The sequence below is a fragment of the Microcoleus sp. T3_A4 genome, assembly GCF_036700465.1.
Classification (GTDB): Bacteria; Cyanobacteriota; Cyanobacteriia; order Cyanobacteriales; family Microcoleaceae; genus Microcoleus.
On record NZ_JAUBOY010000012.1, the window covers coordinates 52,443 to 64,571 of the forward strand.

General features: G+C 45.7%; 10 protein-coding genes. 2 read left to right on the forward strand and 8 right to left on the reverse strand.

Translation table 11 applies throughout. The features are described from left to right. Positions 1–150 precede the first annotated feature (150 nt). The 3 genes from QUA07_RS09025 to QUA07_RS09035 all read right to left on the reverse strand — a co-directional run bounded on the left by QUA07_RS09025 (position 151) and on the right by QUA07_RS09035 (position 1,949). A complete protein-coding gene (locus QUA07_RS09025) occupies positions 151–963 on the reverse strand; it encodes a carbon-nitrogen hydrolase family protein (protein WP_333324266.1) in 813 nt (270 codons plus the stop codon). A 251-nt stretch (positions 964–1,214) separates the two neighbouring features. Next, complete coding sequence (gene psaJ, locus QUA07_RS09030; protein WP_015174876.1) at positions 1,215–1,343, reverse strand: photosystem I reaction center subunit IX; 129 nt, start codon at positions 1,341–1,343, stop codon at positions 1,215–1,217. A gap of 117 nt (positions 1,344–1,460) precedes the next feature. Next, the gene (locus QUA07_RS09035; protein WP_333210827.1) at positions 1,461–1,949 is read right to left on the reverse strand and encodes a Photosystem I reaction center subunit III; all 489 of its coding nucleotides are present in this window, start codon (positions 1,947–1,949) and stop codon (positions 1,461–1,463) included. 330 nt (positions 1,950–2,279) lie between these two features. Between QUA07_RS09035 and tsaD the strand changes: the two genes are divergently transcribed. Beyond that, the gene (tsaD, locus tag QUA07_RS09040; RefSeq protein ID WP_333324268.1) at positions 2,280–3,353 is read left to right on the forward strand and encodes a tRNA (adenosine(37)-N6)-threonylcarbamoyltransferase complex transferase subunit TsaD; all 1,074 of its coding nucleotides are present in this window, start codon (positions 2,280–2,282) and stop codon (positions 3,351–3,353) included. Positions 3,354–3,413: 60 nt separating this feature from the next. Beyond that, a complete protein-coding gene (locus QUA07_RS09045; RefSeq protein WP_333324270.1) occupies positions 3,414–3,905 on the forward strand; it encodes an N-acetyltransferase family protein in 492 nt (163 codons plus the stop codon). 197 nt (positions 3,906–4,102) lie between these two features. Here QUA07_RS09045 and QUA07_RS09050 read toward each other — a convergent pair whose 3' ends face one another. The 5 genes from QUA07_RS09050 to QUA07_RS09070 all read right to left on the reverse strand — a co-directional run bounded on the left by QUA07_RS09050 (position 4,103) and on the right by QUA07_RS09070 (position 11,646). After that, on the reverse strand, positions 4,103–4,843 hold the full coding sequence (locus QUA07_RS09050; protein WP_333324272.1) for an HAD family hydrolase: 741 nt from the start codon (positions 4,841–4,843) through the stop codon (positions 4,103–4,105). Positions 4,844–5,110: 267 nt separating this feature from the next. Beyond that, the gene (locus tag QUA07_RS09055; RefSeq protein WP_333324274.1) at positions 5,111–5,296 is read right to left on the reverse strand and encodes a DUF559 domain-containing protein; all 186 of its coding nucleotides are present in this window, start codon (positions 5,294–5,296) and stop codon (positions 5,111–5,113) included. Positions 5,297–5,373: 77 nt separating this feature from the next. Further along, positions 5,374–5,628 (reverse strand): DUF559 domain-containing protein, encoded by a 255-nt coding sequence (locus QUA07_RS09060; protein ID WP_333324276.1) that lies wholly within the window; start codon positions 5,626–5,628, stop codon positions 5,374–5,376. Between the two features lie 163 nt (positions 5,629–5,791). Then, on the reverse strand, positions 5,792–10,006 hold the full coding sequence (locus tag QUA07_RS09065) for a chemotaxis protein CheB (protein ID WP_333324278.1): 4,215 nt from the start codon (positions 10,004–10,006) through the stop codon (positions 5,792–5,794). Between the two features lie 230 nt (positions 10,007–10,236). Continuing rightward, positions 10,237–11,646, reverse strand: coding sequence for an adenylate/guanylate cyclase domain-containing protein (locus tag QUA07_RS09070; protein WP_333324280.1), 1,410 nt, complete (start codon positions 11,644–11,646; stop codon positions 10,237–10,239). Positions 11,647–12,129 lie beyond the last annotated feature (483 nt).

The window sequence follows — 12,129 nt, forward strand, 5'->3', positions numbered from 1 at the left end:
CCCCACCCGCTTATTGTTGTCGATCGCACGCACATGATCTAAGTAATTGTGTGTACGAACCTACACAATTACTTGATCGAATAAAAAGTTTTCACGTCGGTTGGCCCAGTAGGACTGAAATTTTGAGACCCAATGGGTCTCAAAATTCCTTCACAGAAAAACCCGGTGTTGCAGAGATGGCATCTGGCGGCGGACTTGTTCTAGTCGATCGGGATTAATTTCTGCAATTGCCACACCCGGTTCGTCTCCAGCATCCGCCAAAACCACACCCCAAGGGTCTACAATCATCGCGTGACCGTGAGTTTGACGGCGGCCGTAGTGGCGGCCAGTTTGTGCGGGGGCAATCATATAACAAGTATTCTCGATCGCCCTAGCTTGCAACAAAACCTTCCAGTGATCCTTGCCAGTGTAAGCAGTAAACGCCGCCGGCACGAACAAAATATCAGCCCCCTTGTACGACAAATGCCTGTACACTTCCGGGAACCGCACGTCATAGCACACCGAAAGTCCCAGCGTCCCCAACTCCGGCGACACATAAACCGACGGCAAATCTTCACCAGCTTTCACAGTGTTCGATTCCCTGTAAGTAATACCGTCTGGCACATTCACATCGAACAAATGTACCTTTCTGTACCTTGCCACTTCAGTGCCGTTTGGGTCTACCAGCAAACAAGTATTGTATACCTTCCCCCCCTCCGTCGGCACTGGAAATCCGCCACCCAGAATCGTTACCTGGAATCGCTGGGCCATCGTTTTGAGGAATTTTTCGCTTTGGATGCCGATCGCCTCTGAAGAAGCAATCTTTTCCTCCTCTTCTCCCATAAACGAGAAATTTTCTGGTAAGGAAACTAACTCCGCACCCCGACGCACTGCCAGGTCGATTAATTCCTCTGCCTGAACCAAATTTTTTTGCAGGTCAGGCAAGCTAGTCATTTGAATTGCTGCGGCGAGATAAGACTTCATCGATTCACAATATTAGTCATTAGTCATTAATCATTAATCATTAGCCATTAGTCATTAGTCATTGGGAACTAATTTGATAACTAAGTAGTTTAGATCCTTGGTTTTCACCCATTTAGGTGCTGGTTTTCTACTCAATGCTCCGGTTTGAGAGTTTTGATATTTGAGCTTTGAAATAACTTGATAAATCACCGCTCCAACTTCAAAACTCTCAACTTTTTTTCTAGGTTTAGGAACCTAAATCCACTGATTTTTTATGGCATCGGATGGAAAAGCAAGTCTGGGAAAAAACGGTTGAATTCAATTAAAATTCCCGCCGTTATCACCATCCAAGCTGCTGCCAATACTGGTGCGGTCGAAAGATACTTCAGAAAGTATTGCATGAATACTGCTCCTCAAAAGTCGAGACAACTTAAATTATGCGAACCGATTTTAGATTAAGGATTTTAGGCTGGGAATTTGTAAACCAACTAAAATCTAAAATCTAAAATCCCAAATTGCTAGCGCGGCGAAACAGTAATTTCGTCGTCCTTCGCAAACATTTCACCAGTGGTGATTTCTTTGAGAGCTGCTAGAGGCCACAAAAAGCCACTCAGCATCAATGGGACTGCCTTTGGAACATCGATAATAATCTCTTTTTCCTCAGGAGAGCCAGATTTTTTGGCTGCTTGCAGATAAGAACGGCCTACCCAACCAATCCAACCAGCAATATACAAGAACAGCACGCTGGGAATCAAAAAGTCTCCGGCTTTGCTCAAATTGCCGTCTACGATTAAGTGCGGGTATCCTTCCGGGCCGCACATAGCTTGAGAATAGCGATCGAATCTTGCTTTTGCAGATGCGGGGTCGCCATTCGTAGAACGGGCATTTTTAGCCAGTTCCTTGAATTCGGGAGAGTCCTTGCACGGCACTAAATTGTAAGCCGAAGCAACTGGAGCAAAACTGATCCAGACACTCAACACTAAAATTGCAGCAAACAATCGTCGCATGGAATTGTTTCCTTTTGTTACAAAACAATAAGTTTTTGTACAAGCATTTCAACTTGCCGATCTGGAATCCAGATTACCGTGTTTGTTGACAGTGTAAAGTATCCATCATTGATGCGGCAAATCCCAATAGAATGAGGGATTAGCGTTTTCATAGGTCAATGCTGAGCTAGCAATACCGTGAGGATATTCCTTCTTTGCATCCGATGATGGTCTTACCTGTCGATCGGGCAAAAATCCCTTAACAATAACCTGAGTACAGGTATAGCGAGGGACTTGCGCCGAATTAGTTAAGCTAGCAATAACTAACCTATCAAATAAAATTACCAGTTAATGGCAACCATTTTCGCAATCGAAACAAGTTGTGACGAAACAGCAGCAGCAATTGTTAAGAATCGTCAAGTTTGCAGCAATGTTGTAGCATCGCAAATTAAAATCCACGAGCAGTTTGGTGGGGTAGTGCCCGAAGTGGCTTCGCGGAGTCACCTAGAAATGCTCAATCAGGTAATTGCCCAGTGTCTCGGTGAAGCAAACCTGAGTTGGTCAGAAATTGACGGCATTGCAGCGACTTGTGCCCCTGGTTTAGTAGGTGCATTGTTAGTTGGGCTGACAGCGGCGAAAAGCTTGGCAATAGTCCATCAAAAACCTTTTTTAGGCGTCCACCACCTCGAAGGGCACATCTACGCTTCTTACCTTACCGAACCCGACTTGCAGCCACCGTTTTTGTGTTTGTTAGTTTCCGGGGGACATACTAGCTTTATTTACGTCAAAGATTGCGGCGTTTATGAAACAGTAGGACAAACACGCGATGACGCCGCCGGCGAAGCTTTTGATAAAGTCGCGAGATTGTTACAGCTAGGATATCCCGGCGGGCCGCTGATTGACAAATTAGCCGCCCTTGGCAATCCCCAAGCATACCCTCTACCAGAAGGCAGAATTTCCTTACCTGGTGGCGGCTACCATCCTTACGACAGTAGTTTTAGCGGGTTGAAAACCGCAGTTTTGCAATTAGTGCAGAAACTCAAAAAACAAAATAACAATGTGGGTGAGGAAGGCATCTTGACTGCCTCTACAATTAATGATATTGCGGCCAGCTTTCAGGAAACAGTAGCCAAGGGTTTAACAAAAAGAGCGATCGACTGTGCCGTAAATTTCGGGCTTACCACTATTGTAGTCGGTGGGGGAGTTGCAGCAAACAGCGGACTGCGAAAACACTTACAAGCAGCAGCAGGAAAACACAACTTGCGGGTATTGTTTCCGCCATTAAAATATTGTACAGACAACGCAGCCATGATTGGCTGTGCGGCGGCCGAACACTTGCAGCGAGGACACACATCACCGCTGACTTTGGGAGCAAATTCGCGGATGGCTGTCAGCGATATTATGGAACTGTACAAGAGTCATTAGTTATTAGTCATTAGTCATTAGTTAACAGTCATTAGTCAACAGTCAACAGTCAACCAAACGATGAAAATCCGCGACGCAGAAGAAAGCGATTTGCCAGCAATTGTTCAAATATATAACGCAGCAATACCGGGCAGAATGGCCACAGCAGATTTAAAACCAGTCTCAGTCGAAAGCCGCCTCCCGTGGTACAGAGAACACTCCCCCAATTCCTGGCCGATTTGGGTAATGGAATCAGAACAAAATATTGTTGGTTGGCTGAGTTTTCAGCTTTTCTACGGACGCGCTGCCTATCAGCATACAGCAGAAGTTAGCATCTACGTCGCACCCGATCGCCAACGCTGCGGAATCGGACAAAAATTATTGCAATCGGCAATTGTGCGGAGTCCTGAATTGAAGCTTAAAACTCTCATGGGCATAATTTTTGCTCACAATCAGCCGAGTGTAAGATTGTTTGAGAAATTTGGCTTTCAGCAGTGGGGATATCTGCCACAAGTTGCCGAACTTGACGGCTTTGAAAGAGATGTCGTAATTCTCGGTTTGCGTTGTCTGTAGGGAAACGGCAATGCCAATTGGTGTCAACTTAAGGTCAAACGTAATACCGGTCTGCTGTTTGACGATTAGGCCTCGATCCCCCCTAGCCCCCCTTAAGAAGGGGGGGACAGGAAGCGCTCAAAGTCCCCCTTTTTAAGGGGGATTTAGGGGGATCGAGACTACGGTAGAAGCGAGATTTTCCAGGCTCTGATGTTTGCTCAATCTGCTAAAATTGTAATTTCATCCAAAGATGCGATCGCCACATCAGCATTTTCCAAATGACTAACCTCCGCCTTCCCCCAACAAATCCCGATACAGCCAGCCGCGCCCGCATTTTTACCCATCTGAATATCGCCCGCTGAATCTCCCACCATCAAAGTTGCTGCGGGATTTACTCCCAGTTTCTCACAAGCTTGCAAAAACAATTTCGGATCTGGTTTATGAAGCGTTGAATCCACTCCCATTTCTAACTGAATCCACTCGGCTAATGCGTGGTGTTTCACAAATTTTTGCACCGATTCTGTTGTAGCAGCAGAAAGAATTCCCAGTTTTAAACCCGCTTCCGAAAGATATTTCAGCACTTCCAAACTGCCGACAAATAGAGGAGAAACAGCACTATTTTTAAACATTTCGTCAGCTTCGTCAAAAGCGCGGCGCGCAATAGTTAAAGATTCCAGCCATCCCCTGCCGGTTTCGGCGATGTATCCCGCCGCCACAATCTCATTTTCCCTGCGACTCCCGACTGCTAGCAAGCCCGTGGGGTCAATGCTGCCGCTTTCGATGCCGAAAGCCATTTGTAAAGGCTCTCCAACGCCCGGAATTTGAGCATCTGCGAGGCGCGCTCGCTTCATCCCCAATAGTCTCAAAAATTCTTGAGAATCCTCTAGAGTGCCGTCTTTGTCAAAAATTACGGCTTGGATATTCGAGAAGGTAATGCCCCGACATTTAATAGTTACCAAGAATCTGAACTCCGTAATATTTATATTTTTTGTATGGTCTCATATTGTCCTATTTTTAGCAATTGTTTTTAGCGCCACATAACTCTCTTGTCCCCCCCTTACTAAGGGGGGCTAGGGGGGATCTGGCCTTAACTATTACGAGATTGATCGTACTCTTGTCCCCCCCTTATTAAGGGGGGCTAGGGGGGATCTGGCCTTAACTATTACGAGATGCCCGATCGCACTCTTGTCCCCCCCTTATTAAAAGAGGTTAGGGGGGATCTGGCGCTAAGAATGACGATCGCACGCACCCAAAAACTCCTGACAAACTCCCTCAAAACACTGCAACACATCAACATTCGTAAACCTAACAACTTGCAGTCCATACCCCTCGAAAATCCCTGTTCTTTCCGCATCATGTTGTTTCCCCTGTTCGCTAAAATGACAAGCGAATTTCTTGATGGTACCCGCCACGTGATTTATCCGTGGAATCAATCCCAAATCGAAAATCCTCAAGCCCCCGCATTTATCGGTGGGGTCGCCTCTAAAATCTAAAATCTAAAATCTAAAATCGATTGACTCTCGCCATCAACCTCAATTACCAATCTTAAAGCAGCACAATAAAAATCTACAATAAAATTGTCGATCGGCCGCTGTCTCAAAACTCTAAAAGGGAAATTTCTCAGAAAATCTTCCCAAAGTTTCTTTTCGGCTGGAGTTGGATTTTTCCGAAGTTCCTTGGCGATAGGGATGAGTTTTGGGTTGTAAGGTAGGTGGAAATTCGAGTCGTTTAATTTGGTCATCATCCTCCTAATCTCGGATCGATCCCCCCTAACCCCCCTTAAGAAGGGGGGGACATGAAGCACTCAAAGTCCCCCTTCTTAAGGGGGATTTAGGGGGATCTCCGGGGGACAAGAGTTTAACTGCCTAATCTAATCTCAAACATCATAAATCAACACTCCAAAATATTTAAAATCGTCCTACTAAATTAGCCACCATTAATCCTAATACAACCGGCTTGATCGGCTTAATCATATGCCTTTGAAAACCAGCTTCGATCGCCCGATCGCGTTCTTTATCGCTCGCATAGGCAGTCAGCGCCGCGGCTGGGATTTCTCCTCCGGCTTCCGCAGCAAGAGCTCGCACTTCTCGAATTAAGAAATACCCATCTTCCTCTGGCATTCCGATATCGGAGATTAGCAAATCATATCTGCCCGGATTTTCAGTCAAAGCAGCGATCGCACTTCTGGCAGATGCAACTGCCAAAACCTCAGCCCCGTAGCCTTCAAGCACAAATTGTAAAAAGTCGCGGGTATCGATCTGATCGTCTACGGCTAAGATGTGCAAGCCTTCTAGAGAGGGGACGCGATCGCTAGAGGCGTTTAAAGGCCCTACCAAAGCAGTTGACTTTAAATCGATCGCCGATGTCAACTCTTGAGGCAGCGATCGCAACGGCAATCTCACAGTCATTGTAGTTCCTTGTTCTTCACCCGGACTTTCGGCTTGCACCGTTCCCCCGTGCAATTCAACCAGGTGACGCACGATCGACAAACCCAATCCCAGCCCTTGATTCCCTTTAACGCTGCTGGAATCGCCTTGATGGAAACGATCGAAAATATACCGCAAAAATTGTGCCCCAATGCCTTTTCCCGTATCGCTGACTCGAAGTTGAGCATGATTCTCGATCGTCGATAGCAGGATTTCCACTCGTCCCCCCGCCGGAGTAAACTTAATCGAGTTAGACAGAAGATTCCACACAACTTGCTGCAAGCGATTGATATCCCCTAAAACAGTCGTAGGAATCAACTGCGAAACAATTTGAATGTTTTTGGCTTCGGCGGATAATTGCACCCCCTCCAGCGCAGCTTGCACCACTAACCGCAGATCGATCGGACAAATGCACAGTTGAAGCTTGCCACTCGTAATCCGGGAAATATCCAGGATATCTTCGATTAACTGAGATTGCGCCCTCGCGCTGCGCTCGATCACCTCTAAAGCCTTAGTAACGGCTGGTTCCTTTAATTTCCCGGAACGCAGAATTTGTGACCAGCCCAGGATCGGAGTCAAAGGATTGCGTAATTCGTGGGAGAGATTCGCCAGAAATTCATCTTTACTACGGTTGGCGGTTTCTGCCTGGTGGCGGGCCAACTGTTCCTGCTGTAATAACTGCGATCGTACAGTTTCCAACTGCTTGCGCTGCGTGATATCCTCGATCGACAACAGAATCATTAAAGCTTGATCTTCTCGTTCAAGTTTACAAGCATTCAGCAGCATGGTTTTGGGCCCGATCTTATCAAACAGGTGATCCAACTCAAAGTTTTCAAGCTGAACATCACTAACCAGAATATCTTCCAGAATCCATCGCACTTGGGGGATATTCCACTGCCCGTTGCCTAGCTCAAATAGCGAAGATTTTGCTGTTTCTGACGGTGAAACCTGAAACATTTCATAAAACGATCGATTTGCTTTATTCACTCGGAAATCAGCATCTAGGACGACTAAAGGCGTTTGCACAGTTTCCACAATGGTTTCAGCATAATTTCGGGCCTCCTCCAAGGTTCTGGCACTGCGTTTAAGAGCATCAATATCGAGCAAAACCATCACCACACCGTCAATCTGATTTTCCGTTGTCCGGTAAGGACGAATGCGGAGGTTGTACCAATATCCCGATAAAGTTTGAATTTCTTGTTCTTTCGTCTGGAGAGTATCAATCACCTCCAAAATCATCTGTTCCAAGTTAGGAACGTTCAGAGTTGAGCGAATGTCGCTAAAGGGTCGTCCAACATCTGTAGGAATCACACTAAAAATTTGCTGTGCCGTTGGCGTAAAGCGTCGAATCTGTAAATCGTTTGTCAGCATTAAGATAGGGATATTGATACTGGAAAGCAAATTTATCAGATCGTTATTGACCAGGCTTTGTTCAATATTGCGGCTGCGAAGTTCATCATTAGTGGTAGTGAGTTCCTCATTAGTGGCTTGAATCTCTTCTTTGGCAGTTTCTAACTCCTCATTGGTGCTTTGCAACTCCTCGTTGCTGGATAGGATTTCTTCGTTCGCAACTTTGAGGTCTTGGTTGAGACTTTCCTGATCCTGGATCACCGCTTGCAGTTGGGCTTGAGCCGCAGTTTTTTCTTGGTTAGCGGCTGCAAGTTGCTGCCTCAGCAGCTCAATTTCGCGCACTAAATCAGGTTGCTCGAAGTTTTCAGAAGGGAGAGTGCTGAAGTTAAGTACGCGGGGTGCAGCCTCTTCAAATACCACTAAAAAGTAGCGTCCTTCGGCCGCCTGTGGCTGGAACGGAATCACCTCAAAATTGACGATACTCGATCGTCCGCCCGATTCAAGCAAAACCCTTTCTCTCCTAATGGTTACGTTCTGCGTTTGTGCCTGATAAATCGCGGTGCGAAGCTCAACCAGCAAGCCTGCCCTTGCCATTGCCAGCAAGTTTAAGTCGGGCGTTCCGGCTACCACTCTCAAGTAAGGATCGATGTCTCCCCGCACTTGCAGGATTTTCATCTGCTCGTTGACAACCACACTGGCTGGGGCATATCGATTTAAAATCAGTTGGTCAGTTTCTTGTTGTAAATCCAAGCTATTCGTCAAATTCTCCTTCACTTCCTGCCGTTCACGTGCTTTAGCGACGGGATAGGAACTCGGCGTAAACGAAAAATGGGGACGAGTCCCAGTCAACTTTTTGGCATAAATTTTAGACTTTTTATCCACTGAAGTAAACAAGTAGGAAAATTCTCCGGTACTCTCAGAAGTGCCTAACAGGAGAAAGCCCGTTGGCTTAAGACTGTAATGGAAAATCGGCATCACTTTTTTTTGCAATGACTCTCCCAAGTAGATCAGCACATTGCGACAGCTAACTAAATCGAGATTGGAAAAAGGCGGGTCGCTGCCTAAGTCTTGTCGGGCAAATACACAGAGTTCACGGACTGCCTTGGTGATTCTATAGCTACCTGTTGCTTCGGCAATAAAGAAGCGAGTACGTCGTTCTGGTGAAACATCTACCATCTGGTTTTCTGAGTAGACGCCAGACCTCGCTTTGCCAATTGCGTGTTCGCCAATGTCCGTGGCAAAAATCTGGATCGCTGGTTGGATGACTCGATCGCTCAAAAACTCTAACAAGCAAATCGCGATCGAATAAACTTCTTCACCTGTCGAACATCCCGCCACCCAAATCCGAATCGGAGTTTCGGCCGATTTATTTTGGGTAATCGTGGGGAAAACCAGTTCTGTTAACTTTTCAAAGGCTTCGGGATCGCGGAAAAAACTGGTAACGTGGATCAGGATTTCTTCATACAAAGCTGTGACTTCAGCCGAATTGTGTCGAAGATGTTGGGCGTAATCATTCAAGCTTTCCAGCTTGTACAAAACCATCCGTCGCTGGATGCGTCGAGCGATCGTCTTGGGTTTGTAGTGGCTAAAATCAACGCCTGTCGTGGATTTTAGCAGGGCAAAAATAGTAGCCAGGGCATCTCCCTGTTCGGGCGATTCCTCAACTTTTGTCATGGCAAGCGGGCCAGTCAGAAGGGGATTGTGACTATAGTTTGCCAGTTCCTCGGCAATTTTTTCCGGTGGCAGAACGAAATCGACATTTCCTGTGGCAACAGCGGTATTCGGCATACTATCGAATTTTGCTGTGTCTTGACATTGAGCAAAAGTCATGCCTCCGGCTGCTTTGATTGCCTTGAGCCCGAGTGAACCGTCTCCGTCTCCCCCGGATAAAACTACGGCGATTGCTTTGTGCCCGCGATCGATCGCCAATGAGGTAAAAAACGCATCTCCCGGCATATATTTGCCATAAATCTTCTCGCGCGGTGAGAGTTGCAGCACGCCTTTACATACCACCATCTTGGTGTTGGGCGGAATAACGTAGACTTGATTGGGCTCTACAGCTACGCCGTCTTCTACCTCATTCACAGGCATTTGCGTGGTTCGCGCAAGAATCTCGCTAAGCAGACTTTTGTGATTGGGGTCTAAATGTTGAATCAGCACAAACGCCATACCCGTATCGGCCGGTAAATGGCTGAGTAACTGCGTGAATGCTTCCAACCCTCCTGCTGAGGCGGCAATCCCAACAATGGGAAAGGGGGCATCGGTTTCGGTTAATTGTTCGCTGTCGAGGGCGGCTGGTGCGATCGATTCGAGTGTATTTTCTGGAGAGGCCTGATGAGAAGTCATGCTATGAAGTCGAGGACTTCAGCTATTCAGCAACCTACAGTTCTCGCAAGATGCCGCTGAAGAACCCGTACTATACTTAAGTATACCTTAAGTTATAGGTATTATTCAACTCATTTAATGAGTAAGTATACTGTTGGAGCCATGATCTGAGCGCGATCGAACAACTCTATCTGCTGTTGGGGCGATCGCAACGAGAGGCTAGCAATAACTACTTATATTTGTTTACCTACTTAGCTTTTTTTAGCGACAAGTGTAGCAGACAGCGGGATTACTGATTCCGTGTTTATTCTAGCAGTATAAGTGACTTGTGCGCCTTGTATTCCTTTTAAATCTTCAACTCGTTTTTGAATTTCGGAGACTCCAGCAGTTTTTAATCCACTTAAAAATGCTTGGTCATGATAAACTTCTTCGGAAAACGAAACTTCGTCACTTTTAGAAAGATTTTGAATCCTGGCAGCTTTGTTGACTGTGGAGCCAAAATAGTCGATCGAATTATTGAGATTTACGAGCAAAGCCGTACCTCGGTGAATACCAATTCTGACTTGAATCCACTCTGCTTGTTGGCGAGTTGAATTGTATTTCCTGAAACTAGCCACAGCATCGGTGGCTGTCATAATTGCTTGTTCGTTGCTGATAAAAGAAGCCATGACGGCATCGCCGATGGTTTTAATTACTTTTCCGCCAAATTTCTCGATCGACTCAAAGAAAATTTCAAAATGATCGCGGACAATATTGTAAGCTTTGGTATCTCCCAGTGTTTCGTACATTCTGGTAGAACCGGTAATATCAGTAAACATAATAGTAATCGCCCGAATCTTGACTCGCTCTCTTTCCGATATTACTTGATCGCCAAACAAACGCTTATAATCCGGGTGATGAAGCAGTTGCATTCCTGACAGCCGCAGGGGCAGTTGTTCTAATGTCAGTTCATCGGGCAATTGATCTGAATGCAAAATCAGCCCGGACAAATTGTGTTCGGTATTAGTTAATTCAAGCTTAACTTTTCCCGGACGCACGGCGAGCTCTTTTTTGTCAAAATCTGGGCCGGCTAACTGCTGGAGTTTAATTTCTTGTATGGCTTCTGTTTCTTCGCCTTCAACCTTTAAAATCCCTTTAGCTAAAGTTAGGGGACAGCAGTAGCGGTATCTACCTTCTTCTAAGGTGACAATCTCTGATTCGGTGCAGTATAAAGGCGTTACCAGTTGCAGTTTGCTCTGGAGTACGGGAGGGGGAGCGCAGACGGGCCGCAGTTGCGGGTCTTCGATTTCTTTGTTCAGGGAAAAAGTAACTTCGACGCGATCGAGCAAATCAATTTTAAACTCGCGATCGCACATCGGGCAAAAAGACATTTCTGATGTGTCTGCCAAATCTTTAAATTCTTCTGTAATCATGTTGCAGTGGGGGCAGTGAATATCCCAGTGCAAGTCGAAGACGCCGGCTTTCACTCCGTGCAGAAATTCGGAAGTAATTTTTTTAACATTCTTGACTGTATCGCCTGCTACGTAGTAAGGATTAATTCTCAATCTCTGCAAAATGTGGGAACCGGTTAACCAGTTTTCGATTTGGTCGATCGTTCCTTTGCTCGAATTGGGACGTTTTTTTAGCTGTTCTAATTTTTCTTTTAATAGTTCGATGTTCATGATCCACTTGCCTTTGAGCGTCAGGGCAAGAAATTTCTAAGTATTATTTTGTGTAATTTGCTTGTCTAGTTTGTTTTTGCCTGACAATGCTGATGAGTTTGCACTTGTGCGGAGGTCCCTGATGTTTGTAAATCTTAACAAATTAGGAATGAAAAATAAATAAGGTGACTAATAGAGCAATAGTTTACCTTGGATCAAGGCTTCTGGGGTTTAATTGTGCAAGTTATTGATTTTTCATTCCTTAGCAGCGTAAAGGCTAGGTTTATTTAGGCAGATTGATCGCGCTGCCACTTTTTTTGATTCAAAGTGCGATCGCTGCATCGGTCTACAGAAATAGGTTAAATCTCGGTAATTAAGAATGGGGAATTGGCAATTGGGAATTGTCAACCACCGAGCAGCGACTAATGACTAATGACTAATGACTAATGACTAATGACTAATGACTAATGACTAATGACTAATGACTAATGACTAATGACTAAT

Bases quoted from the DNA above. Each gene is read 5' to 3' on its own strand.
- QUA07_RS09025 (WP_333324266.1), bottom strand. From the start codon at position 963: ATGAAGTCTTATCTCGCCGCAGCAATTCAAATGACTAGCTTGCCTGAC.
- psaJ (WP_015174876.1), bottom strand. From the start codon at position 1,343: ATGCAATACTTTCTGAAGTATCTTTCGACCGCACCAGTATTGGCAGCA.
- QUA07_RS09035 (WP_333210827.1), bottom strand. From the start codon at position 1,949: ATGCGACGATTGTTTGCTGCAATTTTAGTGTTGAGTGTCTGGATCAGT.
- tsaD (WP_333324268.1), top strand. From the start codon at position 2,280: ATGGCAACCATTTTCGCAATCGAAACAAGTTGTGACGAAACAGCAGCA.
- QUA07_RS09045 (WP_333324270.1), top strand. From the start codon at position 3,414: ATGAAAATCCGCGACGCAGAAGAAAGCGATTTGCCAGCAATTGTTCAA.
- QUA07_RS09060 (WP_333324276.1), bottom strand. From the start codon at position 5,628: ATGATGACCAAATTAAACGACTCGAATTTCCACCTACCTTACAACCCA.
- QUA07_RS09065 (WP_333324278.1), bottom strand. From the start codon at position 10,006: ATGACTTCTCATCAGGCCTCTCCAGAAAATACACTCGAATCGATCGCA.
- QUA07_RS09070 (WP_333324280.1), bottom strand. From the start codon at position 11,646: ATGAACATCGAACTATTAAAAGAAAAATTAGAACAGCTAAAAAAACGT.